The organism is Arthrobacter monumenti (assembly GCF_054511255.1).
In genome coordinates this window covers 267,713-294,606 of the sequence record NZ_JBTNCY010000001.1, presented here as the reverse complement: position 1 = coordinate 294,606, position 26,894 = coordinate 267,713, and the positions used below count along the sequence as shown (strand labels likewise).

The 26,894-nt window shown below is 58.2% G+C and carries 17 protein-coding genes; 8 read left to right on the top strand and 9 right to left on the bottom strand.

The window, feature by feature from the left end; all coding sequences use genetic code 11:
* Nucleotides 1-179 precede the first annotated feature (179 nt).
* Genes ACX80B_RS01385 through ACX80B_RS01375 form a run of 3 tightly spaced genes read left to right on the top strand, consistent with a single transcriptional unit; the run spans nt 180 to nt 7,265 of the window.
* A complete protein-coding gene (locus ACX80B_RS01385) occupies nt 180-1,904 on the top strand; it encodes a glycosyltransferase family protein (RefSeq protein WP_459292267.1) in 1,725 nt (574 codons plus the stop codon).
* A 56-nt stretch (nt 1,905-1,960) separates the two neighbouring features.
* Nucleotides 1,961-6,451 (top strand): glycosyltransferase, encoded by a 4,491-nt coding sequence (locus ACX80B_RS01380; protein ID WP_459292265.1) that lies wholly within the window; start codon nt 1,961-1,963, stop codon nt 6,449-6,451.
* A 46-nt stretch (nt 6,452-6,497) separates the two neighbouring features.
* A complete protein-coding gene (locus ACX80B_RS01375; RefSeq protein WP_459292263.1) occupies nt 6,498-7,265 on the top strand; it encodes a hypothetical protein in 768 nt (255 codons plus the stop codon).
* Between the two features lie 70 nt (nt 7,266-7,335).
* On the opposite strand, the gene ACX80B_RS01370 is transcribed toward ACX80B_RS01375, so the two are convergent.
* The 4 genes from ACX80B_RS01370 to wecB form a co-directional block, all read right to left on the bottom strand.
* Nucleotides 7,336-8,208, bottom strand: coding sequence for a hypothetical protein (locus tag ACX80B_RS01370; protein ID WP_459292262.1), 873 nt, complete (start codon nt 8,206-8,208; stop codon nt 7,336-7,338).
* Nucleotides 8,209-8,261: 53 nt separating this feature from the next.
* Nucleotides 8,262-10,901, bottom strand: coding sequence for a heparinase II/III domain-containing protein (locus ACX80B_RS01365; RefSeq protein WP_459292260.1), 2,640 nt, complete (start codon nt 10,899-10,901; stop codon nt 8,262-8,264).
* A 143-nt stretch (nt 10,902-11,044) separates the two neighbouring features.
* Complete coding sequence (gene wecC, locus ACX80B_RS01360) at nt 11,045-12,340, bottom strand: UDP-N-acetyl-D-mannosamine dehydrogenase (protein ID WP_459292258.1); 1,296 nt, start codon at nt 12,338-12,340, stop codon at nt 11,045-11,047.
* Between the two features lie 82 nt (nt 12,341-12,422).
* Nucleotides 12,423-13,565: a non-hydrolyzing UDP-N-acetylglucosamine 2-epimerase gene (gene wecB / locus ACX80B_RS01355; RefSeq protein WP_459292843.1), complete on the bottom strand. Its 1,143-nt coding sequence runs from the start codon at nt 13,563-13,565 to the stop codon at nt 12,423-12,425.
* Between the two features lie 660 nt (nt 13,566-14,225).
* Between wecB and ACX80B_RS01350 the strand changes: the two genes are divergently transcribed.
* Nucleotides 14,226-15,563 (top strand): UDP-glucose dehydrogenase family protein, encoded by a 1,338-nt coding sequence (locus ACX80B_RS01350; RefSeq protein WP_459292841.1) that lies wholly within the window; start codon nt 14,226-14,228, stop codon nt 15,561-15,563.
* 51 nt (nt 15,564-15,614) lie between these two features.
* On the opposite strand, the gene ACX80B_RS01345 is transcribed toward ACX80B_RS01350, so the two are convergent.
* Complete coding sequence (locus ACX80B_RS01345) at nt 15,615-16,178, bottom strand: YdcF family protein (RefSeq protein WP_459292256.1); 564 nt, start codon at nt 16,176-16,178, stop codon at nt 15,615-15,617.
* Nucleotides 16,179-16,270: 92 nt separating this feature from the next.
* On the opposite strand from ACX80B_RS01345, the gene ACX80B_RS01340 reads away from it, so the two are divergent.
* Genes ACX80B_RS01340 through ACX80B_RS01330 form a run of 3 tightly spaced genes read left to right on the top strand, consistent with a single transcriptional unit; the run spans nt 16,271 to nt 20,547 of the window.
* Nucleotides 16,271-17,296, top strand: a complete 1,026-nt coding sequence (locus ACX80B_RS01340; RefSeq protein WP_459292254.1) for a thiamine-phosphate kinase — start codon at nt 16,271-16,273, stop codon at nt 17,294-17,296.
* Nucleotides 17,286-18,242 (top strand): DAK2 domain-containing protein, encoded by a 957-nt coding sequence (locus ACX80B_RS01335; RefSeq protein WP_459292252.1) that lies wholly within the window; start codon nt 17,286-17,288, stop codon nt 18,240-18,242. Before ACX80B_RS01340 ends, ACX80B_RS01335 begins: the two co-directional genes overlap by 11 nt.
* Nucleotides 18,243-18,252: 10 nt before the next feature.
* Nucleotides 18,253-20,547 (top strand): ATP-dependent DNA helicase RecG, encoded by a 2,295-nt coding sequence (locus tag ACX80B_RS01330; protein ID WP_459292250.1) that lies wholly within the window; start codon nt 18,253-18,255, stop codon nt 20,545-20,547.
* 34 nt (nt 20,548-20,581) lie between these two features.
* Here the strand turns inward: ACX80B_RS01330 and ACX80B_RS01325 are convergent, their stop codons facing one another.
* Together ACX80B_RS01325 and ACX80B_RS01320 are read right to left on the bottom strand one after the other, a co-directional pair.
* On the bottom strand, nt 20,582-21,895 hold the full coding sequence (locus ACX80B_RS01325; protein ID WP_459292248.1) for a hypothetical protein: 1,314 nt from the start codon (nt 21,893-21,895) through the stop codon (nt 20,582-20,584).
* Between the two features lie 157 nt (nt 21,896-22,052).
* Nucleotides 22,053-22,904 carry a LysR family transcriptional regulator gene (locus tag ACX80B_RS01320; protein WP_459292246.1) on the bottom strand — a complete coding sequence of 284 codons (852 nt, stop codon included), beginning with the start codon at nt 22,902-22,904 and terminating at the stop codon, nt 22,053-22,055.
* Between the two features lie 68 nt (nt 22,905-22,972).
* Here ACX80B_RS01320 and ACX80B_RS01315 point away from each other — a divergent pair, with 68 nt between their 5' ends.
* Nucleotides 22,973-23,932: an EamA family transporter gene (locus ACX80B_RS01315; protein WP_459292244.1), complete on the top strand. Its 960-nt coding sequence runs from the start codon at nt 22,973-22,975 to the stop codon at nt 23,930-23,932.
* Here ACX80B_RS01315 and ACX80B_RS01310 read toward each other — a convergent pair.
* Both ACX80B_RS01310 and ACX80B_RS01305 read right to left on the bottom strand, forming a co-directional pair.
* Nucleotides 23,897-24,379 carry a hypothetical protein gene (locus ACX80B_RS01310; RefSeq protein WP_459292242.1) on the bottom strand — a complete coding sequence of 161 codons (483 nt, stop codon included), beginning with the start codon at nt 24,377-24,379 and terminating at the stop codon, nt 23,897-23,899. The two genes, ACX80B_RS01315 and ACX80B_RS01310, sit on opposite strands and share 36 nt — an antisense overlap.
* On the bottom strand, nt 24,376-26,838 hold the full coding sequence (locus ACX80B_RS01305; protein ID WP_459292240.1) for a molybdopterin oxidoreductase family protein: 2,463 nt from the start codon (nt 26,836-26,838) through the stop codon (nt 24,376-24,378). Before ACX80B_RS01305 ends, ACX80B_RS01310 begins: the two co-directional genes overlap by 4 nt.
* Nucleotides 26,839-26,894 lie beyond the last annotated feature (56 nt).

Sequence of the window (26,894 nt, the reverse complement as noted above, 5' to 3'; positions counted from 1 at the left end):
ACGGACTTGAACATCTACGTCGAACTCTTTGGCACTTCAGGCGGGGTGGCCGGGATCAGGTTAGGGAGTGGCGGCGCAGGTCTGTTGCCATGCAGCCTAACGGGCATCGAACGGTCGAGAATGCCGTCGCACGAGTACGACGCAGGATCATCGGCTCCCGGAGGATCAGTTTTCCTCCGATGGAGGTGCCTGATTCAAAGCCGGTCCTCGACCACATTCGTGCCGGCGTCATACTGGATGACTTTTCCACTTTGGCGTTTCAATATGAATGGACACAGATGGCTCTATCTCCTGAGACTTGGGAGGGACAACTTGCCGAAAGATCGATCGACTTGCTTTTCGTCGAGTCGGCTTGGGCGGGTAACGGTGGTCTATGGCGCTACAAGTTGACGGGTTCGAGGGGACCAAGTCCTGAAGTGCGCGACTTGGTGAAATACTGTCGCGCACATGGGATACCGACTGTCTTTTGGAATAAGGAAGACCCTGTGCACTATGGCGATTTTCTTCAGACCGCGGCGTTATTTGACTGGGTTTGGACCACAGATTCTGATCGCATCCCGGCATATCGGCGGGATCTCGGTCACGATCAAATTGGGACACTGACCTTCGCAGCCCAGCCGGTTGTTCACAACCCGATTCGAGGCCGTCTCGCAGAGCCTCGACGGGATGTGGCATTCGCCGGTATGTTCTTCACGCACAAGTACCCCGAACGCCGGGCACAGATGGAAATCTTGCTCGGTGGGGCGATGGACGTCAGCCCCAAGATGCGGTATGGATTGGAAATATTCTCACGGCAGCTCGGCGGTGACGAGCGATACCAGTTCCCCGAGCCGTTCTCAGCGCGTGTAGTAGGAAAACTGGAATACCGCCAAATGCTCAACGCCTACAAGGCGTACAAAGCATTTCTCAACGTGAACTCAGTAGTTGAATCGCCGACCATGTGCGCACGTCGGGTATTCGAGATAACTGCAGCGGGATCCGCCGTCGTCTCCACTCCCAGCAAGGCACTTAGCAACACGTTCGACGACGACGAGATTCCGTTGGTTCACGACAGGGACGAAGCCGGACACGTCGTGCGGGCGCTGGTCCAAAGCACCGAACTACGGGATCGAATGGTTCACAAAGCGCAACGAAAAATCTGGACCCAGCACACTTACGCTCACCGGGTTGCGACCGTTTTATCCACCGTGTTACCTGAACACACGCAAGCCGCAGGCTCTCCGACGGTCTCCATGTGCGTCTCTTCAAATAGACCGGAACAGCTGCGTCACGTCTTCGCGACAGCTGCCCGCCAGGAAGGTGTCGACATTCAGCTGGTCTTATTGACTCATGGTTTCGAGATTGGTCCAGCTGAAATACGGAAGCTCCAATCGGAATTTGGAGTTATAGACGCGAAAGTTCTTTCAGCGAGTGCTGCGACACCGCTCGGCAACTGTCTCAACCTGTGCTTTGGTGCTGCCGAGGGACATCTTGCGGCGAAAATGGACGATGACGATTACTACGGTCCGAACTATTTGCTCGACCAGGCAAACAGCCTCATGTTTTCGGGCGCGGACTTAGTCGGAAAGCAGTGTCACTATATGTACTTTCGGTCAAACGAGGCCACCGTCATACGATTCCCGGAGAGGGAGCATACGTTCACCTCAATGGTGATGGGGCCTACCCTTGTTGCTCCCCGCCAGATGTTCATTGACTATCCATTCGAACCTGTCGCCCGCGGAGAAGATACAGGGTTCCTGCGGCGGCTGGTCAATGAAGGACGGGGAATTTACTCCACTGATCGCTTCAACTATTGGCAAATGCGATCAGGAGGAGCCCATACCTGGCAAGCAGCTGATCGTGAGCTCCTAGCCTCAGGAGAGGTACGGTTTTACGGGGATCCGACGGCTCATGTGCGGGTGTAACGGCTTGAACCGGCAGTACCGCGGACAACACACAACAGCGTAGGACAGGCGATACTTTGAGACACAATGACGAGCGGCGCGTTGGTTCGACACTGGAAGAGGCGCGACAGGACGAGCTTCTTTCGGACCCGACGTCCCTGGTCACCAGGTATCAGGGTATGGCTGTGCGGGACAAGACGCAGCAGGGGAGAATCTCCCAGCTTGAGGCGCAGTTACAGAAGGCCACTGCCGAACTATCGACGCTTCGCAACGCTGTCGAGCAAAAGGGTGAACAGAATGCCCGTCTTAAGCACGAGTTGGCTGAGGTCAGCCAAACGCTGTATAACCTGAGGCGGTCCTGGCGGGTCCGGGCGGGAAAGGCGCTAACAGAACCCATCCGGTTAGTGTGGACAGTGGTACGGCACTTGAGGGCAGTGAAGTCAAGGACTGGAAGCCGCAGATCGGCCATGGCTCCTGAACGGAATGACGTCGGGAACGGGCGTACAAGCACCGGTGGCGGTTTCACTGAGACTCAGGCGGATTCACCTGCAACTAAATACGCACGTCTACTGGAATCTGTATCCGTAGACACACGCGCGGCAAACGTCATAAGCCTTATCCAGCACAGCTACTTCACCATGGGCAACATCCGGGAACCCGCCGCGTTGGCAGAGCAGCACGAGGCTTTGCTTGAAGCTACGGACTCTAAGGTTGCCAACCTCATAGCTACTGTACGGGGCTTGGACAGCCTGTATGGGAAGGAACTTTATTTGCCTCCCCGACAGGCCAATGCTGGATATTTAGCGGAGCCTGGACGGGTCATGTATTGCGTGCATAGCACCGCTGCCTATAACAGTAATGGATACTCGACCAGAACCTCCGGGCTCAGTACGGCCATTGCGGAATTAGGGGAGGACCTCGTCGTTATGGCGCGTCCAGGATATCCATGGGATGTCCAGATCGATAGGGCTGCACCTCCGAGCAAACGGTTTGAGGCAGAGGCTAACGGCATCAGCTACATCTATACGCCAGGGCCATCATTACGTGATGACCGGATTGATCACTACATCGAACAGGCAGCTGACGCGTATGTCCGTGAGGCGATGAAGAATCGTGTCTCGGCTATCCATGCAGCCTCAAACTATCTGACAGCGTACCCGGCGCTTGTCGCGGCGCGTCGACTGGGAGTTCCGTTCATTTATGAGGTCAGAGGCCTCTGGGAGATAACTGAGGCTTCCGGGAAGCCAGGCTGGGAATCGACCGAGCGGTTCGCGTTTGCCGTCCAGATGGAAAATGCTGTCGTAGACAAGGCTGATGGCATATTGGCTATAACCGACCAGGTGGCAGGGGAATTGGTTGAGCGCGGCGCGATCAGGGATAAAATCCGCGTAGTTCCTAACGCTGTCGATCCAGAAATATTCGCCCCACTTCTTCCGCATCAAGCGACGCGTGAACGCCTCGGCATACCAGACGAGTCCATGGTGGTGGGGTATGCAGGAAGCCTGACGGCCTATGAAGGCATTGCCGACCTGCTCGACGCCATGTCGATCGTCCGCGAACACCAAGCAGATTTCCGGCTCGTGATTGTCGGGGACGGTCCCGTTCTAGCCGATCTGAAAAAGCGGTCAAGGGAATTGAACATTTCAGATCAAGTGATTTTCGCCGGTCGAGTGAAACCGCAGGAGGTTGCGAAATATATCAGTATTTTTGACATCATGCCCTGCCCGCGTAGATCAGTGCGGATAACCGAGCTGGTTCCGCCGCTCAAACCAATGGAAGCCATGGCGTGCAGTAAGGCCGTGATCCTCTCGAACTTGGCCCCGTTGCGTGATCTTGCCGGGCGAAACGAAGAAAAGGCGATCATCTTTGGAGCGGGAGACGTCGAAAGCCTGGCCGCGACGCTTGTCAGACTCGCGGAAGACTCGCAGTTGCGATCGGATCTGGGCCGACGAGCGCGTCGTTGGATACTCGAGGAGCGGACCTGGACCGCGGTAGGGCAGATAGTTCGAGAGGAGTACGCCCGGGTACTTAAGAGGGTGGAGACTAAAGCCTCGCCCGGCCGCCCGCTCAAAGACCTGAGGATTGCCCTTATTGCAGACGAGTTCACTACCGCAGGACTTCGTGCTGAAACGAACATCGTCGAACTAGCGCCCGATCAGTGGGAGGGTCAGTTGGCTGACGCCCCGATTGACGCCCTAATAGTCGAATCTGCTTGGGAAGGGAAATCAGGGGAGTGGCGCCGAAAAGTCGGCTACTACGATGAGCAGTCATTTGACACACTGCGTTCCATTCTGGAGAGATGCCAAAATGCAGGAATACCAACAATCTTTTGGAATAAAGAGGACCCTGTTCATTTTGAGCGCTTCGTGAAGTCATCAACTTTTTTTGAGCACATCTTCACTACTGACGCTAATTCGATTATCAATTATTTGAGGAACGCTGGCTCCATCCAAAAGACGGTGTCGTCGCTTCCTTTTTATGCACAACCGCACTTGCATAATCCCCTGCCCAGCAATCGGAAATACGAACACACTGTCGCGTATGCTGGCTCGTTTTATGGGGACCGCTATGCCCGACGATCGGAGCAGTTGGTGAGATTGCTAACTGCCGCTACTTCGAAGGGGCTTACGATCTATGATCGCCAACACCTCAATCCGCAAAGTCCTTACAAATTCCCGGACGACCTTGGTCGTTTTGTAGCTGGGGGACTTTCGTATGCAGAGGTGGTGCAGGCATACAAGGCGCACCCAGTACACATCAATGTCAATTCTGTAGAAGATTCGCCTACCATGTTTTCCCGAAGGGTTGTGGAGGCGGCCGCTAGTGGAACCATGGTCGTAAGCGGACCGGGCGCGGGTGTGGAGGACGTTTTTGACGGTCGCATTCCAGTTGTTTCAACATCCAGCGACGCTCAGATCCTAATCGACCGACTCATGACGCGTGAGGGAACTCGGAAGAACGATGCATGGTTAGGCATGCGTACGGTCTATCGCGCGCATACTGCAGGACATCGGCTAACATACATGCTTAGGACCGCAGGAGTGAGTGTGGACGCACCTACACTGCCCACATATGCCGTCGTGGTCGAGGATCTGACCGATTCGCTCTTGACAACACTTCAGAGGCAAAGTGTCCTTCCGTCAAGAATTTTATACTTCGGCTCCGATAGCACGTCGAAGCCCCCGACAATTGACGCACGACCATACTCCGCCAGGGAATTGGCGGCTCTGGAGAATAGCGGCATAGTTTGGGTCGGTCAGCTACCGGAATATCCCGTTGACAGAGTGTACTTCGAAGACCTGCTCGCAGGTACCCTATACGGATCATGGAGTGGCGTCACAAGAGATCGTGACGGGTGGGAACAGCGAGGCTATGGGCTTGCTCACCGCGCTACGATCGATTCGAATAGTCCGGGCCTGAAACAGGTCGGTATCCTCGCCACCACAGGAACGAACCTACTCGGCGTATGGCAAGGGCGTTCGCAAACCGAAGGGGAGGCTCTCCGCCTAATCTATAGGCAACCAGCTCCGGGGCAGAGGGAGGACGTCTCGATACCTTCTCCCAAACGGCGTAGGAAAAAGGTAGTAGTCGCCGGTCATGACCTCAAGTTTGCAACGAAAATCATCGAGGACCTTGAGGAGCGGGGTCATACGGTAGTGATTGATGAGTGGCAGAGCCATTCAGAGCACGATCCGAAGTTTAGCGGGGAGTGTCTCAGGGAGGCTGACGCCATTTTCTGTGAATGGGCATTGGGCGCTGCTGTCTGGTACTCACAGAATAAGGCTCGTGATCAGAGATTGACAGTGCGATTTCATTCGCAGGAGTTGTTCACAGTCTTTCCAGAACGAATAGAAGCGGACGCCGTGGATGAGTTCATATTTGTCGGACCTCACATACGCGACATGGCGATTAGGGACTCAGAATTTGATCCGGCAAAATGCCAAGTCATTCCGAATTACGTAGACAACGATTCCCTTCATAAGCCAAAAACTTCCTCTGCGAGATTTAATCTGGGAATGGTCGGTATCGTGCCACAAGGTAAGCGGCTGGACCGCGCCCTTGATGTACTGGAAAGGTTGCGAACCCAAGACAAGAGATTCAAGTTATACATCAAGGGAAAGACCCCTGACGATTATCCGTGGATGGCAAACCGCCCAAATGAACTTGCGTTCTATGAAGCTCAATACGACCGTATAGCGGATGAACCCTTGTTGAAGGGAGCCGTTACCTTCGACGGATTTTCCTCGGACATGGGATCTTGGTATCAAAAAATCGGTGTTGCACTATCTGTGAGTGATTTCGAGTCTTTCCATTTGACCTTAGCGGATGGAGCCGCGTCTGGGGCTTTGCCAGCAGCCTTGGCATGGTCTGGAGCCGACCGTATTTATCCTCTCTCTTGGTCCCGGAGTGACATTGCGGAATTGACTTCCTACATTGCTGATACCTGCCTGGTCGAGGAGGTGTGGCGGGAAGAGGCTGGCGCCTCACAGCAGTACGCGCAGCAATTGTTTTCCTCTAAAGACATCGTTGCTCAACTATCTGATGCCATTGAAGGGCACTCGTCATAGTCCTGGTCCGCTACTAGTTGTACCGTAAAATAACCGAAGTATCAGGATGAATATTGGAGATGTGCCGATGACATTTATAAAGCAATATGGACTGGAACGTAGTGGTACAAACGCCATTCGCGGTTTGGTCGAAGTAAATTTCGACCGTTGTACCGTGCTCTCCAACACTCTCGGACATAAGCATCTTGAGGCAAATTGGGAGACCATTCAAGAATCTTTACAAAAGTTGGAAAGGAATGACCTTCAGGACTTGGGATTGAATCTCAAAAACGTTGACTGTGCCGTTAGGACTAAGACGCTCGGTTTCATTTTTAGCATAAAGGATCCGGTCTCTTGGCTGTGGAGCTACTATAGATACGCCCGGGCGAAGGCGCTGCGAAGGGACAGGCATGCATCTTATGTCCTTACTGAAGACCTCGGTTCCCGCTTCCTGAATTCGTGGGGAAAGCGGATGAATTCTTGGTTGGAGTTCGTCAATGAGAACGAGGAGTCTACATTTACTGTCCAACATGAGGAGCTACTTCGTAGTCCGCTCCAAGTACTGGACAACCTGAAAGGTCAGCTAGACCTATCGTGGAGTGGTGGAACCCGTGAGCTCTTCCTCGACGGCTACGCTAAGCGCGGTATCGAGAGTGAGCGTGGTGCTGAGTTGATTGATAGTAGTAAGAAATTCGACCGTGACTATCATCTGAACGGACAGTGGATGGAAGAAATGCCGAAGAAGGCGTTTCTGCAGGCCGAAAACTACATGGACGAATTCTTTAGAAAAAATGACAAATTCGCCAAATACTTCGATTTAACTCATCTCGGCTGAGTGGAGTATCTTGCCTAAGGTATACCGCTCATCGAAACCGTGCGTGCCCCAACTACCGTTACCTACCGGATTATTTGTACCCTAGGTCTTTGCGTAGGCTTGACAGTCGGTTCCTCGCCAGTTGTGCATGGCTTTCGTCTATTGGAATTGTTTCTCCCGCGTACTTCTTGGTCGAATCGCCAGCTCTGGTGATGTGTTCTACCTGCTGAATGAGTGTATCCAAGCGAATACCCTCATTCTCGAGTAACTGGAATAAGACTTCCGCTGCGACTTGGGGCCTCGCCAAGACATCCTCGAATCGTAGGACGTGCGCGTACCGCTTTTGCAAGGCCGCCTCATAGAAGAGGATTGTCTGATTGATGTTGTGGTCCAAGTAGTCAAGATCATCGGCATTCGTGTTCCCCAAATAGTCGCGATACTCCTGTTTCCGGAAGGTTCGCGAGAGCACAAGATCGACGGGATCACGGATGATCAATAGTGAGCGGTGCTTGCGGGACCAGTCCACGTAGTTCTTGAGCGTCGCTACATGGGCAGTATTAATAATCACCGACCTGGAAAATAAATGTTCTGGGGAGGTTGTGTGAAGTAGGTTATAACCCTCTATGAAAAGGCGGCGTTCTCGAAGGCGAAGCTGCTTCACTTCTCCAACAATGCGCTTGGGGATATACAACTCGCCAACGGGATTAGCGGGAAGGCAGGCAGCAATGATTTGCTGTACCAAGTGGGAGCCCGATGAGCCAAAATTTGGAAGGTAGACTGTGCACTGCTCACCTGCGACGCGCCACTCCGCCGCCCCACTGACAAGCTGGGCCAAATCTTCATTCGACCAGCCAAAGTACTTCTTGATACGCTGCTTTCGTCGTTCAGTTTTCGTCAACTGTCGACTGTTCACGCCCCAATAGCGGGCAGGATCAAGAATAAAGCTGGAAAGTAGATCACTCATCTTTCTCCAATGTTTTGATCTGCATAAGTTGGCGGTCCGGGCACGAAGCCGCGCTAAACAGTTACTCGGTAGGTGGTAAAGGCTTCAGTGACATTCGCGGTAACGTTACGAAGAAACACCCGGACGCGGTATGTTCCTTTAGGCATTTGTTCAGAGATGAAATTCGTTTGGGGAGTATAACCCATTTCCTCTACAACTTCGCGCCCTTGGTATAGACGGTATGCGAGGTGAAGTTCACCAGTTGTGTAGATTTTCAGGTTGACTCGGTCTTTCGAATCCACAGCTAATGAGTATGGTGGAACCGTCCCGCCGCCCCCGTGTATCTGTTCGTTCAGATTTGCCCTGAGGAAGTTTCGGAACAATTCACTTCTCTCTTCATGGCCGAAGCCGGGCACGGTGGTGAGTGTGGGGACGGGATGGTGCTTCCAATCATCGTTGCGGAGATGCTCCAGCAAAGGCATCACGTGTTCGGGAAGAAAATGATCTGCCTCTCCTGCAACAATTGAGATCTTCGTTGATGGTGGCCGATCGGCAACTGCCTCCATGACGGCCCGGTCCATGTAATCTATGTCCTCCTGGGATGTTCCTCCCGCCATAAATTCGAGGACTTTAGGACGATGGAGGCCGACGAAGGATCCGATTTTCGTTTGCGGCGAACCCACCATGATGTTGCCTGCGGGAAGGGACGAACCATGAATTAGGGCCGCGGCTCCGCCCTCCTCTGAGCCGGCCATGGCTATTTCGCTGTACGGCACTCCCAGGTCCTGAGCAATTTTCTTGATCAGGTTTTGCACACTTTGAAAAATGTGCGTGGACCGGTGGTCCGTGAGATAGTAGGCACCTTGAATCCCAAAATCGTCGAGCAGGTAAAGAACGTTTACGTCAACTTCGTCGAGGGTCTCCTTGTAGTTGTGGTTGAAGTCTCCCGGAGCGCCCATGGCGCTAAAGAGGACGACCAGTTTCCGACTTGCATCCTCCGTCGCACGGCATAGCAGGTAGTTGACCGGTACGACGTCCCGGTGCCTCTTCCAACGCGTTCCTTGTGCCACGAGACCACGATCCTGATACGTAAAGTCGGCCAACCGAATGTTGGTTTTCAGAATTGGATTTCGACCCGAGAATTTGATCGAAACCACACCCGCAGGTACAGCTTCGCCGAACTTCGGAAATTTCCAACCGAGCGGAGTCGGTTTTTTGCGGCCCCTTGTGATCGAGAGTGAGGTTGCAACGTTTGCTTGTATATGGAGATCAAGGATTTTCTCGCCGCGATGGAACAGCTCGAAGCCCTGTCCATGTAACACTGGCCGTACTTCTGTTCCGAGGTTCCACAAAAGTTCATAGCGATGGTCGTTGGCTCCCTTGATAACGTCGGTGAGCTCGAATGCGGGCAACCCAGACGCATCGTTTATCATCACCGTACGTTCATGGACTACATCGTCGTAGCGGCCGTTTGTCCCGACCACAATAAAGCCGTCGCCTCGTTGTTCAACGGTCTTTAAAGTAACCCTATCTTTTCGTGAGTCCGTTCTGGGGAGACTGCGCCCATCCACTACCAGCGAATTGTGACCATATTGTGAGTATGCATATTTAGTCAATGGATCTTGGTAATCGTACCCAAAGGGACCAGCCTCAGTCAGAAGATCGATGCCTTTGCTGCGAATAAATAAACTGAGATCGTCGCTATGCTTATGGTAGTTACTATTATATGCGGCTGTAAACAATGCAAAGGTCGAATTCGCGGCACCCCATTGACTTCGATAAATGGCGTATCCGGACTCCGGCAATATGAGCATGCGGTCTTTGGGCGCAACACCGTTTTGGCCTCTGCTACTGGCATAGGCGAATTCCGGGCTGGTGAAGAATTTCGTGGCCGACGATCGGCCAATATCGAGCTGCTGGGTATCGCTGAGCGGTGGGAATACGCCATTCGGCATAAGTATGTGGGTCGCGTACCGTTCAGCGTTTGCGATTAGATCTGCATAGATCGTCGCGTCCTCGTGACCTGCCCTATCTGCGATCCTTCGCACATTCTCGACTTGTCGCGTTACAAGGAGATGATAGGTAGGTGTGTTCTCAATATGCACGCCTTCCGACGTAAAACAGGTACTGAAATAGTCACGCAAACGTCGCATGGCCAGCTTAAAATATCTCTCACCCTTCAGCTCCCGTTTGGTGTCAGCAATGACCGAATAATAGAGCAACGCCAAGTCTTGATACATGCCATGGTTATTCCCAGGCGAGTGGAATTCGTCGTCGCTCAGAAGGGACGCAGTTTCTTCCATCAAGGTTTCCACGGGCTCCACCGATCCAGAAAACCCGTTTGTGGCGAGCGCATACTTGAGTGAGATGAGCGAGATTAGTCGTTGTGCGGTTGTCTCGTCGTGGTACGCCATGCCGGTGGAGTTTCTGTCTCCCCGATGCATCTGCGCCCATTTGGCAACAACCTCAACGGCTTCTCGTCCAGCTAGTTCTGTCGTTCTGGTGTCAGCTAGCGTGGTGCCTGTCCAATCGACTAAGAACAACAACCCGTGCAGATATCGTCCGTGGCTACGCGAGCGCGGGCCCTTCCATGCGGCTCCGTCGTTAAAAGGCACGTCAGGATATACAGACGAGCAGATCAGGCGATCATTCAGATACTTAGTGGCGCGTTCACGAGCGGCCTGATTATTGGCGAAAGGGAGTTGGGAGGTCACTATGGACCTAAGGTCCGACAGCGGGAGTCTGTTCACTCAGCTAACCCTGACCAGTCCAATTTGTGCTGCGCCGGCCTTCCAATGACTGGGTGCGCAGAACGAGGGCTTCGTTCCAGCTGGTACTTGATTTGAGCCGAGCAGGATCATTTTGCATTTTGTTTGTCGTGCTGCCGTACCGGCCAGATCCCGCGTGTGTCGATGAGGGTCTTGCCGTCCAAGCTTCTGACATCGAAACTCTTGAATTCTTCATGATCGACCAGGACCAGAACAAGGTCAGCCTCCTCAACTGCCACATCCAGCGGGGTTAAGCGGACAGATTCTAGTGCCTCCAGTTCGGGGGGGAGCGCCTCAATATGTGGTTCCACAGCTGAAATCTGTGCCTGCGGAAGTACATCAGCCAGTCGGGTAACGATTTTTCTAGCCGGCGACCCACGGAGGTCATCGATATCTGCCTTGAAGGTTAGCCCGAGGGCCGCTATTCGCGGCGCATCCAACATGGCTGCGGCTTCGACGACTTTCGATATGACATGCTCAGGCTTGGCGTCGTTTGTCAGACGCGCCTGACGAATCAACTTCGATTCTTCAGGGGCCGAGGAAACAATGAACCAAGGGTCCACGGCGATGCAGTGTCCTCCCACTCCAGGCCCAGGCTGCAGGATGTTCACCCGTGGATGGTGATTGGCCAACGAAATCAGCTCCCACACATCGATGTTGAGCTTCTCGGAAATAACAGACAGCTCATTTGCGAAGGCAATGTTGACGTCGCGGTAAGAGTTCTCTACGAGTTTCGCCATCTCGGCAGTGACTGCGTTTGTGATGTGGATGTCGCCCTGGCAGAAAGTCTTATACAGGTCGCGCGCGCGCTCAGCGGCCTCTATGGTCAGACCGCCAACTATTCTGTCATTAGTCACCATTTCGACCATGACACGGCCGGGCAGAACCCGCTCGGGGCAGTGAGCGATATGGATAGTCTCTGCAGTTCCCGGCTCAAGGGTGAGGTCCGGGCGGACTTCGATGATCTGATCCGCCATACGCTGTGTAGCATTCGGCGGCGACGTCGATTCGAGGATGATCAACTCGTCACCCTTCAACTGTGGAGCAATACCGCGTGCCGCCGCCTCAATAAACGAAAGATCGGCAGTGTAATCGTCATTGAACGGCGTTGGGACAGCCACAATATATGCGTCTGCCGGTGGCGTTTCGATGGCAGCGGACAGACGGCCATGGCTAACGGCGCCAGCGACGGCGTATTCGAGATCAGGTTCCACGAAAGGAACTTTGCCCCGATTAACTGAATCGACGGTACTCTGCTTCACGTCTACGCCAATTACTTCCAATCCATGTGTCGCAAAGATAGTTGCGGTCGGTAAACCGATGTAACCAAGGCCGATGACGGCAATGCGGTCGGGGAGTGTCTCGTCAGCTCGGGAAGTCGGCACGTTTCAAATTCCTATCCAATGTCGGTGGTGATCTCCGAAAAGGAGCCCGTACTGTAACCCGCTGGCCAGAGACTCCAAGTCGTTAGCTTGTGGGAGGCGGGGCGAACTCCGGTACGCGGTCGCATAAGCCAAAAAAGTGAGCGATGGCGGCCACCGATCGCACGGCAGCCTTGCCATCACCGTATGGATTCACCGCGTTGGCCATCGACTCAAAATGTTCTTGATCGTTCAAGAGTCGGTCGACTTCGCTGAAGATACGTTCTTCATCCGTACCGATCAAGGACACAGTGCCGGCGTCGACGGCTTCCGGGCGCTCCGTGTTTTCACGCATGACCAGCACCGGTTTGCCGAGGCTGGGAGCTTCTTCTTGGACTCCGCCCGAGTCGGTGAGGACGATGTGTGCAAGCGAAATCATCCGTGTGAACTCGCCGTACGCTAAAGGCTCTGTGACGATGACATTCGGTTTCCCGGCGAGTCGGGGAAGGACAGCGTCACGGACGACGGGATTCTTGTGGACTGGAAGAACGATTGTCACTTCCGGCGCAGCCTCAGCGATCCTGGCCAACGCGCGTCCAATGCCACGCATGGTATCGCCCTGATTCTCCCGACGGTGAGTGGTGGTCAACAATACCCTTCGGCCGCTTGACGCTAAGTCCTCAAGCACCGGATCTGTGAAAGGAATGTTCTTCTCGACCGTTTCGAGGAGCGCGTCGATTACCGAGTTACCAGTGACGAAGATGTCTTCGGCCGGCACGTTCTCGTTTACTAGATTCTGTCTGCTCACCGATGTGGGAGCCAAGTGAAGGCTGGAAATCTGGCTCGTGATCTTCCTGTTGCCCTCCTCGGGGAACGGCGAGAAAAGATCGTGGCTACGCAGCCCGGCTTCCACATGCACTACCGGGATGCCGTGGTAAAAGCCGGCAATGGCGGCTGCTGTCGACGTCGTCGTATCCCCTTGGACGATCAAGGCGTCTGGTTTATTGACCTGAAAGAGTTTATCCAAGCCGTCGATGGTCTTCGTCATGATTGTGCTGAGGGATTGCCCTGGTTCCAGAATTGACAGATCATGGTCCGGAACGATGCCGAAAAGCTGATTTACCTGGTCGAGCATCGCACGGTGCTGGCCAGTGACTGTGACGAAGCAGTCGAAATATTCGGATTCTTCAATGGCCTCAATAATCGGCGCCATTTTAATGGCCTCGGGTCGTGTGCCATATACAGGCATCAACGTGTGCACAAAGCAACCCCTGGGATTGTTGGGTGGCTGCAGTTGAACCGAACAGAGTGTGGACAGACCTTCACAGTTAATATCGGCAACCAGTCAGCATTGGTCTAACCCGCCAACATTAGCATTAGGACCAAGGTAGGGATAGCAAGAATGACGAGTATGGTGATCAACATCGCTACCGATCGTTTAGTCTTGAGCGACGCTTGTTTGCTGCCTGTCGGTTTAAAAGAATAGGTAGTGCTATTCTTCGGCTTTAGCCTTTCGTGTCTGTAGTGGGACGACGGCGGCCGCGCCTTTGAGCGGGGCGCCGTGGCTCGAAGCCATATCGAAGGTTTCCTGAGGTGCCGCGCAGTCGGCATAATCTTCTCCGCGTCTTTAACCACGCGTACTCCTCTCTTCACCTCACTCATCCCTCCACTATAAGCCGAGGACAATTCTACGAACTCAACGGGAGCTTACCCTGCGGTTCTACCGCACCAGGGAGGAAATCTTACATCGGAATGACAGCCCCGGCGTATCGGTTCGCGCCTAGGGGATTGCCTGACGTACGATCGCACCGGAAGGTGCATAGTCATGCGAACTTCTGGAACTACACATGCCGACTTACCACCGGTGATTGGCCAAAGGATGCTTGGAAGAATCTCAGAAGGGGGAATGATGACGTTAAAGTTGACTGTGATCGGCACTGGATATTTAGGAGCGACGCACGCAGCCTCTATGGCCGAACTCGGCTTTGACGTGTTGGGGGTCGACGTGGACAAAGAAAAGATCGACCGCCTCAATATGGGCGAATTACCTTTTCACGAACCTGGGCTGCCCGAGCTTCTGCGCAAGCATACTTCGTCAGGACGCCTTCGCTTCACAACATCGTTCGAAGAGGCAGGAAACTTCGGTGACGTCCACTTTATAGCTGTTGGAACTCCCCAAAGGCCCGGTGAACATGCGGCGGATATGACCTATGTTGACGCGTCGGTGGCTGCCATAGCGGAGTCGATCACCAAAGATGCTCTGATAGTTGGGAAGTCGACGGTCCCTGTCGGTTCAGCCCGCAGATTAAAGTCACTCGTGGCGGAGAAGTCGATGCCCGGCCTGCAAATAGGGCTGGCCTGGAACCCAGAGTTTCTACGAGAAGGGCTTGCCGTTCAAGATACCCTCCGCCCCGACCGTCTGGTTGTGGGTACCGATTCCGCCGATGCAGATGCCACGATGCGTACCGTTTATGCTGATGCCCTTTCACGCGACACGCCTTATATCTCAACAGACTTTGAAACCGCGGAACTCGTCAAAGTTGCAGCCAACGCCTTCCTTGCGACGAAGATATCGTTCATCAATGCCTTTTCCGAAGTCACGGAAACAGTCGGGGGAGATATTCGCACCCTTGCCGATGCTATAGGCCACGACAAGAGAATCGGCCGTATGTTTCTCAATGCTGGACTGGGTTTTGGCGGAGGTTGTCTACCGAAGGACATACGGGCTCTGCAGGCCCGCGTCTCCGAACTCGGACTGGATAGCACGATGCGCTTCTTGAACGAGATTGACGAGGTAAACCTTCGGCGTCGCGACCGCATAGTGTGGTTGGTCGAAAACCTCCTCGGGGACTTGAAAGGAAAATCCATCGCGATTCTCGGTACGGCGTTCAAACCGAACAGCGATGATGTTCGTGATTCTCCCGCTCTTGATATCGCCGGCCGTTTGTTCAACAGTGGCGCCGATGTAAAGGTGTACGATCCTGAGGCGAATGCAAATGCAGCTATTAGGTTCCCCCGCCTGGACTACCGTGCTTCACTTGTCGAAGCAGTAAAGGACGTTGACGTTGTACTCCTTCTCACCGAATGGCAAGAGTTCGTTGATATGTCACCCGATGACATCGGGGATTATGTGGCGCACAAGCATTTGATCGACGGACGCAACGTGCTCGATTCCCGATCCTGGATAAGTCGCGGATGGACGTTCCAAGCCTTGGGACGAAAGAGCGACATCAAAGAGCACGGGTAGGGGAAGAGGTCTCTATATTGTATTACGCTTGAACTTCGCCAGCGTTCGCCGCTAACAAATAGGATTCCAGTACGCTTGGGCGAGCCCGCCGAATTCGATGACGAACCGGCTGAGCCATTCTGATAAGCCTAATTCAGATTCCGAGACCACCATTTGGATATCCACCGTCGAACACTGGCTCAACAACGTATGGGCACGCGTCGCATGGTATTGCGAGGTCACCACCGTGACCCGATTCCAATCACGCTCTTCGATCACCTGTGACAGGGCGCGGATTTCGTCGCGGGTATTTCCTTGACTGGGGGAATAACATGCGATCTGGGCCATAGTCCCTCGTGCTCGGCAAAGCCTATCCGCACTTGCGTTACCTGATGTGTTGGTCGTGCCTATAGCCAAAACTGGCGCGACGGACTCATCCATGAGCTGCTTGGCGACAGGCAGTCTCTCATCGCTGTTTCCTGCCAGGACGACTACAGCATCCGACGGCTGCGGATTTTCGGTCGAACGTGGGACGACAAAAAGTGCATAACCAACGAGGAGAATGCAGAGCACCCCGCAAACCAACGCTCCGAGACTCCATTTCAAGACTCGAAGAATGGTTGGGTTGCAAGACACTAGTTCATTCTACCGACTCGTCATATCCGCTCTTGGTGAACTTGCTTACTAACTGCCGGCTAGCCGATAGGTTGAATTCTGTGGAGACAAACATGGGGAGTTCTAATCCGTTTACCCCCAAGCCCGCCGGAGTATCTGTCAACGAATTGAGCGAAGGCGAACTTCTCAGCAAGATATTTCCGCTACTGCACATGTCTGACTCAGTACTGCTAGGTCCCGGCGATGATGCGGCAGTTGTCGCCGCTCCGGACGAACGCACGGTAGTCACTGTCGACACACAGGTGCAGGACCAGGACTTCCGGCTGATCTGGCCGAACGGTTACGAAACTTCCGGCTTCGACGTCGGTTGGAAGGCTGCGGCGCAGAACCTCTCGGACATCAACGCCATGGGTGCCGAGGGCACGTCGATGGTGGTTAGTCTGACGCTTCCAGGCCAAACGCCTGTCGAATGGGTGGAAGACGTGGCGCGTGGCCTCAGTTCCGCGATCAAGGAGCTCGGAGCGGAGGACTGCTCGGTGGCCGGGGGAGACCTGGGTCGTGGACGCGAAATCGTGGTCACCGTGACGGTGCTCGGAAACCTTGATGGCCGGGAGCCGGTGCTGCGCTCGGCAGCGAAGCCGGGGGACGTCGTCGTACTGGCGGGAACTGCTGGCAGGGCCGCAGCAGGGCTGGCGTTGTTGGAGAGCGAGCACGGGATGGAGACTCTGGACGAGGAGCAGCTCGCCCTGGTGAAAAACCAGTGCCGGCCTTTGCCACCGCTGCAGGCTGGGCCGGCCGCATCGATCGCCGGGGCGCATGCCATGATCGACCTGTCCGACGGCCTTGTCCGGGACGCGGGACGCGTGGCCACGGCCAGCGGCGTCGTCGTCGATCTGGATCCTGTCGCCGTCGAAAAGCTTTCCGAACCACTGCAGTCAACCGCCGAGTTGCTGGGCGCGAGCGCCGTCGACTGGGTGCTGGGCGGGGGAGAGGACCACGGATTGTTGGCGACATTCGCCAGTGGCACTAAACTGCCTGAGGGCTTCATTGCGATAGGCTCGATACACGCTGGAGAATCAGGCGTCACGCTGGGGGGCACCCCGGTAAAGACTGTGGGATGGGATCACTTTGCACACTAAAATTGCCGCCAATGTTGCCGGAGTCCGGCGATGGCTGAGCAAGTCGGAAGAGTGCCTGGGCAATCACAGCGACCGCCTGAACGCGATCAATATCTTCCCGGTTGCCGACGGCGACACCGGAACCAACCTGTACCTGACGATCCGCTCGGCCTCCACCGCCGCGGCCGTGGTTGAGTCGCAGGATCTGGGCGAGCTGCTGGAGATTGCTGCGCAGGCGGCGATGGAGGATGCCCGCGGGAACTCCGGGACGCTTTTTGGCGTCATGCTTTCGGCGATGGCCGAGCCGCTGCACGGCAGCAACCGGCTGACCGGGCCGCTGCTGGCTGCTGGGCTGCATCGGGCGCAGATCCGGTCATGGTCCGCGCTGTCCGATCCGGTGCCGGGGACGATGCTGTCGGTGCTGGAGAGCTGCGCGGACGCCGCCGCGATGGCGGTGCAGACGCACGCCGACGACAGCAATGCCGCACTGACCGAGACGCTGAACGCCGTCGTCGAAGCCGCGCGTGAAGCGGTGGTGGACACCGAGAGCCAGCTGTCCCAACTGACCGAGGCGCATGTGGTCGATGCAGGTGGCGTCGGGCTGCTGCTTATCTTCGACACGTTGCGTGCAGTGGTGCTGGGCGAAGAGCTGCAGGAGGACCTGCTGGACGGGTTGTCCGGCTACTCCGTCCAGTCCCCGCACATCCACACGGAGATCCCAGCCGGCGATGGCGTCGAAGTGATGTGCACGGTGAATCTTTCCCCACTCGATGCGGCCGGGCTGCGCGCGCGGCTGGACGAGCTGGGCGACTCGGTGATCATGAGCGCGGTGACCGAGGTGGAGGAGGGCTACCGGTGGCGGCTGCACGTGCACGTGGCCGAGGCCGAGCCGGTGCTCGAAGTCATCCGGCTGCTGGCCGATCCGCAGAATGTCAGCGTGACGTCGCTGTCCGCCAGCTCGGCGTAGGTTTGCCGTGGTGGGACAGGCGGTAAACCTCAGCGACACCAGGGCGGCGCCGCACGGGCCGACGGAGTACTCCTTCCCGCTGGAACGGCGGATCGGGAAAAAGTCCGCCAACGTGCTGGAGAAGCACCTTGGCCTGCGCACGGTCGGCGACCTGCTGGACTACTACCCCCGCGCCTACATGAAGCGCGGCGAGCTGACCCCCATTGCCGACGTTCCCCGGGATGAGGATGTCACCCTGGTGGCGCGGATCCACACCAACACGCAGCGGCGGATGCAGACCCGCAAGGGCTCGATCACGGAGATCACCATTACCGACGGCTCCGGCGGCCTCGGCTACATGCATGTCACCTTCTTCAACGGGTACGTCGCGCACAAGGAACTGACCGTCGGGATGCAGGCGATGTTCTCCGGCAAGGTCACCTCCTACAAGGGGCAGCTGACGCTGACCAACCCCGTTTACACGCTGCTGGCCGACGACGACGGCACGGAGAGTGAGACGCTGGCGAAACGGCCGATCCCGGTATACCCGGCGACGGGAAAACTGACCAGCTGGAAAATCAAGGATGCCGTCGGGATTCTGCTCGACTCGGTGAACTTCGAGCGGCTGCCGGATCCCGTGCCGTACGAGATGGCCCGGCGGGAGGGGTTGCTGTCGCTGCGGGAGGCTTACGAGCAGCTGCACCGGCCCGACACCATGGACGAGATCGCGGAGGCGGAGCGGCGGATCCGGTTCCAGGAGGCGGTGGTGCTGCAGACGGCACTGGCCAAGCGGCGGGCCGAACATGCGCGGCAGGATGCCACCGCCCGGCCTTCCCGTCCCGGCGGGCTGCTGGACCGATTCGATGAGCGGCTGCCGTTCACGCTGACCGACGGGCAACGGGAGATTGGCGAGGACCTCAACGGCGAGCTGGCCCGTTCCCATCCGATGAACCGACTGCTGCAGGGCGAGGTCGGCTCCGGCAAGACCATTGTGGCGCTGCGCGCAATGCTGCAGGTGATCGACGCCGGGGGACAGGCAGCGTTGTTGGCCCCGACCGAGGTGCTCGCGGCCCAGCACTACTACTCCATCACCGCGGCGCTCGGACCGTTGGCGGAGGCCGGCATGCTGGGCGGGGACATCGACGGTACGCAGGTGCGGTTGCTGACCGGTTCGCAGTCCACGGCGGAGCGGAAGCGCGCGATGCTGGCCGTCGCCGACGGCTCCGCGGGGATCGTCATCGGCACCCATGCGCTGTTGTCCGAAAATGTGAGCTTTTTCGACCTGGGGCTGATCGTCGTCGATGAGCAGCACCGCTTCGGCGTCGAACAGCGCGACGTGCTGCGGACCAAGGCGCTGAAGCCGCCGCACCTGCTGGTGATGACCGCGACGCCAATACCCCGGACGGTGGCGATGACCGTGTTCGGCGACCTGGACACCTCGAGCCTGACCGAGCTTCCGGCCGGACGATCGCCGATCAGCACCCATGTGGTGCCGCTGGCGGAGAACCCGAACTGGAAAGACCGGATCTGGGCGCGGGCGCGTGAGGAGATCGACGCCGGGCGGCAGGTGTATTTGGTCTGCCCCAAGATTGGCGACGACGACGCGGGGCCGGGGGACGCGCTGGACCTGGTGGATTATGACGACGACGGGTCGCGGGTTGGCGACGGCAGTGGCAGTAACGGGACCGGGAAGCCGAAGGGGCCGCCGCTGGCCGCGGTGGTAAAACTGGCGCGGCTCACTGCCGAGGTGCCCGCGCTGGCCGGGACGCGCATCGGGATTCTGCACGGACGGCTCGATGCTGAGGAGAAGACCACCACGATGGCCGCCTTCAATGCCGGCGAAATCGATATGCTGATCTCCACGACGGTGATCGAAGTCGGCGTCGACGTCCCCAACGCCACCCTGATGATCATCCTGGACGCGGACCGCTTCGGGATCTCGCAACTGCACCAGCTGCGCGGACGTGTAGGCAGAGGTGGCCACGCCGGTACCTGCCTGCTGGTCACCAATCTGGAAAAGGGGCACCCCAGCCGCACGCGGCTTGACGCTACGGCCGCCACCACGGACGGGTTCGAGCTGGCCCAACTGGACCTGCAGCTGCGCCGCGAAGGCGACGTGCTGGGCTCCAGCCAGTCGGGCGGGAAGTCGACCCTCAAGAAGCTGCGCGTGGTCCACGGCGAAGACCAGGCCATCATCGAGAAGTCGCGGGCCGAGGCCCAGACGATTATTGACGCCGACCCTGACCTGACGCAGCATCAAGACTTGGCCCGCGCCATCGAGCAATACCTGAATCCGGAAGAGGAAGCCTTCCTCGAGCGGGGGTAAGGAAGTGTGACTCGGGCTGACCTATGCCGGCGAGTCACCCTTCGGAACCATCCGCGTGCCAACGCTCCATGTGGTGCGAGTGCGTCGGGAGGTAGGCGCCGGGCTGGTAGTGCGTATCGTAGAATTCGGTGTCGAGGTGCACGGCCTGGACGAAACCCGTGAGCACCATGGTCGTGAAGGTGTTGGGGAACTTGCCATAGGTGTCATAGACGTATTGGGCGACCTCGCTCAGGCAGTCGATGAACTCTTCGGAGTAGTGCGTGACGTCCTGCTTGATCGCCTTGGCGTTCGCCCAGGCTCCAGGCGTGCTGGGGTCATAGGCCCCCTCGGGCCCGAACTTGCGCTCCACGAAGATGTTCACGGCCTCGCGCATGTCCGACACGTAAGGCGGGCACAGGCCCTCGAAACGGCCGTCGAGCCCGACGGGGTTGGGCAGAGTCCAGCGGGAGTCGCGCACGAAGCGGAACCCAAGCCCCTCGATCCCACGCTCGTCGAACGCGCCCAGGATGCTCCACCGGTTGAGTCCGTTGAGGTACAGGCCGCCCAGCCCCATTGCCTGCAGGGTGAGCACAATGTTGTGGCCCACGAAAGCGAGCTCCGCGACGTTTGCCTCGTAGGCCATCTGCTGAAGCACTGTCAGCGGGATGCGCTTGTCCTCCTGCAGGAGGCCGCTGCGGATGTAGGGGTTCGGGTCGCCGGCCGGGCGCCCGGCCAAGTCGTCCATGAGCACATTTCCGTTAGCCAGGGCCATGGCCATCAAACTGAGCACCTGCTCGCTGGCATCGGCCACCGGCATGAAGAGGGTTGAGCCCGGTACGTTCGCCATCCAGAGGTTTGGTTCCAGCATGTGCGGCGGGGCCGCGGGGAGATCGAGTCGGCGTTCGGACAGCTGCTCGGTGTGGGTGCGGACCAAGTCGACCATGGCATCCAGGGCACCGTCACGGTCCTCAACGTCAAGAGCGTGGTCCGGAAGAAGATCACGCGTGTTCGTGAGATAGGTTCCCGAGTCGTCGGTCGCGAACAGCACCGGCGTACCGATGCCAGCGGCGGTCGGCGCAGTACGGCCCGTGAACCTCTGCGTGTAGTGGGCATGCTCCCCGGGCCGGTCGGGGCCGAAGGGCACCCCGAAGGACCAGCCGGTGACCCCGGTTCCGGCGGCGACGAGGATCGAGCGTTCAAACTCCGACAGGCTCAGCGGCTCAGCCCCGGAACTGTATGCGAGAGGCCCGGACGGGATCTCCATGCCCAGCCCGAAACGTCGGGAACGGCGCCCGACGATGGCCTCGAAAAGGGGAAAATCGGTCAGCCCGGTCTGCATCGTGGCTCCAGCCTGAGATGCGCCAAACACACACCTCATATTGACTGTACGCCCCGCATGAGAGGCCGGTCCAGACTTCCACCATGGCGGCTCCCGCCCATGAGTGACGGCCGCCATTCCCCGGTCGCGGCTGCCACAGCAGGCTTTGGGATGAGCATCTCATCTGCCGGAACCTTACCGAGTCCGGCTAAGCGTAAAGGCCGGCGATCAGCTCGATGAGGGAGGTTCGCTCAATCGGAGGGTTGGAGCGGGTCCAGGCGGCGTACACCGGCACGGGAGGGGCGTCGCGCACCAGCCGATAGACGAGTCCCGATCTGCGGTACTGATCTGCGGTGGATTCGGCCGTGACGCCGCGGGCACGGCCGCTGCCGATCAAGGTCAGCCAGTCGTCGACGTCGTCGATTGGAATGGTGGCGACAGGCCGCTGGTGCGGCGGCCAGAGCTCAGGGCCGGTACTTCCGGTACGGAAGTCGATCGCGACTGGACGGTCGGTAATTTGGGCCAGGGTCACCGAGCGCCGTCGGGCAAGGTCATCGTCCGAAGCCATTGCACAGTAGCGATTCTCGACGCCGACGAGCACCACATCGAAGGTGGCGGTGTCGGGCGGGCGGCGCAGGATTGCCATATCGGTCCGCCCTTCGGCGAGGCCGGCTGTGGGACTGTTGGTGTGCACCAGCCTCAGTTCGGTTTCCGGGTGCGCCGCTGCCCATCGCCGTTGGAACTCGATTGTGTGCTTTCCCAGTGCGGACCAGGCGTAGCCGACCCGAAGGATGCTTTCGCCTGCTCTTGCTTCCTGCTCCAGGTCTTCGAGCGCTGAGAGGATGCGCCGGGCATGGCGCTGGGCACGCTCTCCGGCCGGCGTCAGCTGGACCGATCGTGTTGTGCGTTCGACCATCCGGACGCCTAGGGAGGCCTCCAATGCCGCAAGATTCCGCGAAACCGCCGCCTGGGAGATGCCAAGTTCGATGGCCGCATCGGTGAAGCTTTCACACTCGGCTACGGCCAGCAGGCAGCGCAGTTGCCTCAGTTCAACACTCATACGCTAAGTGTATAAGCCAAGCCGTCTATGCATTATTGGAATGACGTTTTGACCGGCACGCTGGTGCCATGGAAACGAGAACACCGCGGCTCTCCCGGCGACGCGCCGGAGTGCTGACATTGCTGGGAAGCGCACTGTCGAACCAGACGGGCGCCGCCATCGGCTCTTTGGCTTTTCCGCTGATCGGACCGGTGGCGGTCGTTGCCGTGCGCCAAGTTATCGCCGCGGCGATTCTGCTTCCGGTGGCCGGGCCCCGGATCTGGAAGTTCACCTGGGGGCAGTGGTGGCCGGTCCTGCTGCTTGCCGCCGTCTTCGGAATCATGAACCTGACCCTTTACCTCTCGATCGAGCGCATCGGGCTTGGCCTGGCGGTCACGCTGGAATTCCTGGGTCCGCTGTTCGTGGCGATTCTGGGTACGCGCAGTGTCCGCGGCGGCATCTGCGCGGCCGGGGCGGCACTGGGAGTTGTCGCGATCACCCGTCCGGAGCCGTCGACCGACTATGTCGGTCTGGGCCTTGGGCTGATCGCGGCCGGCTGCTGGGCGGCCTATATTCTGCTGAACCGCACCATTGGCCGACGGGTTCCCGGGGTAACAGGCGCCGCCGCAGCTGTTACGGTCTCCGCGGTATTGTTCCTGCCTGTTGGAATAGCGCTCTTCGTCCGCAATCCGCCGAGCACCTTCGCTGTGCTCTGCGCAGTCGGCGCCGGCGTGCTCGCCTCCGCAGTGCCCTACATCGCTGACCTGTTGGCTTTGCGCCGGGTGCCGGCCAATCTGTTCGGCATGCTCATGAGCGTCAACCCGATGTTCGCTGCGGCGATCGGATTTTTCCTGCTGGGCGAGGGGCTCGGGATGCTGGAATGGGCCGGAATCGCGCTGATCGTCGGCGCGAACGCGATCACACTGGCGCACCCCGCTCCAGCGCCGTCTGCGCTCGCCTCAGCGATCCAAGACGGACACGGCCGTCCTGCTGCTTCCGTCAGTCGTGGGAGGTCAACTGACGATGATCTGGGTCGAGACGACTTTTAGCATGGCGTTGGCCCAACGCATCTGCCGGAGCGTATCCGGATGGCACTCTTTGGTGACGTCGAGGAGATCTTTCTGTTTCATCCCCTGCGCGGCCTGGGCAAGAATCTCCCAGTCTGCCGATACCCCGGAGGCCTTCATGTAGATTTTCCGCAGGTCGCGGATGACCAATAGCGACGCGTCGCCGCGCCGGCCGATCAGGTCGCTGCCCGTTTCCCGCATCCTTTCGACGAGACCAAACTCATCCTTCGGCTTTGGATTGAGGTTCTGCCCATAGCGGTGGCCGATCTCCGCGATTTCCTCTACATGGCGCTGGGACCAACGGGCCAGGTCGCGGCCAATATGGTAAATCTCGTGGTCGACCTTATGCCGCTCCGAGACCTGCAGCAGCTCGTGCGCCAGATCGTTCTCTGAGCGGTGCATCTCATGCAAAACCAGCCCGATCTTCATCGTTTTCCCTCCACATTCAGTTCTTCGTCGACTCCGGCTGTTGCGTCACCACGGGTGGGACGGATGCCGTCCGAAACCGGCGCCGATGCGGTGGTGGTTGGAGCGGCGGATGGCTTGCCGCGGCGTGCACGCTTCACGAGCTTCACCCGGGCGGCGGCGGTCTTGAAGATGGGCTGTTTCGAAGCGGCGTCCCAATCGGTGATGGTCAGCTCATTGGCGGCACGGCCTGAACCGCCCGGTTTATGGCCCTTCTTGGTGTCCCAGTAACCGTAGTGAAAGGGAAGGAAGAGCACCCCGGGACGGATACCGCTGATCCGCACCTTGCCGCGTACCGATCCGCGCGGTGTGGAAACCTCAACGAGATCGCCTTCATTGATGCCTTGGTCGCCAGCGTCCTGCGCGGACATTTCCACCCACACCTCCGGGGCGGCCGCCTGCAGCTGCGGCGCGCGGCCGGTTTTGGTCCTGGTGTGGAAGTGATAGACGGTCCGGCCGGTCGTGAGCTGGAATGGAAAATCTTCGCTGGTGATCTCGTGCGGTGGCATGTAGCCGGCCGCCTTGATCACGGCCTTGCCGGACGGATTCATCGCCTTGTACTCGGTCGGCTCCAGCGGCGCTCCGGTGACCAGATCCTTACCGTAGCTTTCGCAATACTCGGGATCGCTCCAGAACTTTCCGTCAACGTAGATGCGTTCTGTTCCTTCTGGATTCTCCTCGTTGCAGGGCCACTGGATCCCCGAGCCGCCCCGGAGCTTCTCGTACGACATGCCGGTGTAGTCGCAGGGCCTGCCGCGGCTGCATTCCTTCCAGGCCTCGAAGGCGGATTCGGGGTCGTGCCACTTCACCAGAGGTCCGCCGTCCTTGTCCTTGAAGTCCATCCGGCGGGCGTAGTCGAGGAAAATGTCCAGGTCGGAGCGGGCTTCGCCCGGGGGATCGATGGCCTTCTCAGAAAGATGGACGGTGCGGTCGACATTGGTGAAGGTACCCGTCTTCTCGCCCCAGGTGGCGGCCGGAAGGACGACGTCGGCCAGTTGAGCGGTCTCGGACAGGAAGATGTCCTGCACCACCAGGAAAAGACGCTTCTGGGTCAGGATCGAACGGATGCGCCGCAGCTCGGGCAGGGACACTGCCGGATTCGTGGCGCTCACCCACAGCATCCGGATGGAACCCTCCTCCGCGTAACGCATCATCTGCATGACATGCGTGGGCGGGGAGTAGTGCGGTATCTCCATTGTCTCCACGTTCCATACCCGGGCCAGGTCGGCGATATGGGCGTCGTTGGACCAATTGCGGAAGCCGGGGAAATCGCCGTCGCCCCCGGCTTCCCGGGTGTTTTGCGCGGTGGGCTGGCCATTCATCTGCAGAACGCCGCAGCCGGGCTTGCCGAGCATGCCGCGGATAATGTTGACGTTGTTGACCTGCACGGACGCCGCCGTCGCCTGATTGGACTGGTAGAAGCCCTGCAGGACGGTCGAAAGCAGGCGCTCGGCTTCGCCGATGATCTTTGCTGCCTCGCGGATCTGTTCGGCGGGAACATCACAGATTTCGGCGACGACTTCCGGCGAATACTCGCTGACCCGTTTCTCCAGCTCATCGAAGCCCACCGCATGCGCTTCAACGTAGTCGTGGTCAACCCAGTCCTTGGCGATGATCTCGTGGAGCAGGCCATTCATCAACGCGACATTCGTGCCCAGCCGGGGTGCCAGATGTACTGTCGCGGCGCGGGCAACCCGGGTCATTCGCGGGTCGACGCAAATGATCTTCGGCGGATTTGGTCCCTCCAGCCGGTCCAGGACGCGCTCCCAAAGCACCACCTGCGTCTCGGCCATGTTGTGCCCGTAGAGGGCAATCACATCAGCGTGATCAACATCTGTGTAGGAGCCCGGTTGGCCGTCGCTGGCGAATGACTCCTTCAGCGCCGCGGCGGCCGTTGCCGTGCAGAGCCGGGTATTGCCGTCGACATGGTTGGTCCCGACGCCGGCATGGGCCATGATGCCGAGGGTGTAGTACTCCTCGAGAAACAGCTGGCCGGTCGTGTAGAAACCGACCGCGCTCGGCCCCTGCTCTTCCAGCAGGTCCTTGGTCCGGCCGACCACCCGGTCCATCGCCGTGTCCCAGTCCGTCTCCACCAGCTTCCCGCCCTCGCGGATCAACGGTTTGGTCAGACGGTCGGGGGAGGAGTTCGCCTGCCAGCCGTACAAATCCTTCGGCCCGAGCCGACCATGATTGACCCGGTCCGACGCCCGGCCACGGACACCTGCGATGCGGTCATCCTTGACGGCGATGTCCAAGGCGTCACCATTCGAGTGCATGATCGACGCCGTCTGTACCCAGCGGTCGACGTCCTCCGGTTTCAACCCCTCCTCGAGGTGTGTATCCACGCGGACCGGCCACTTCTCGCCGGATCCGTATGGCGTCCGCGTTCCCCAAGGATCAGCGATCCTGTCCTGTCGTGTCATGAGTCGCTCCCAATTCCCGCGTTCGCCCGCGGCTTGTGGTTCGCCGGGCAAAGCAG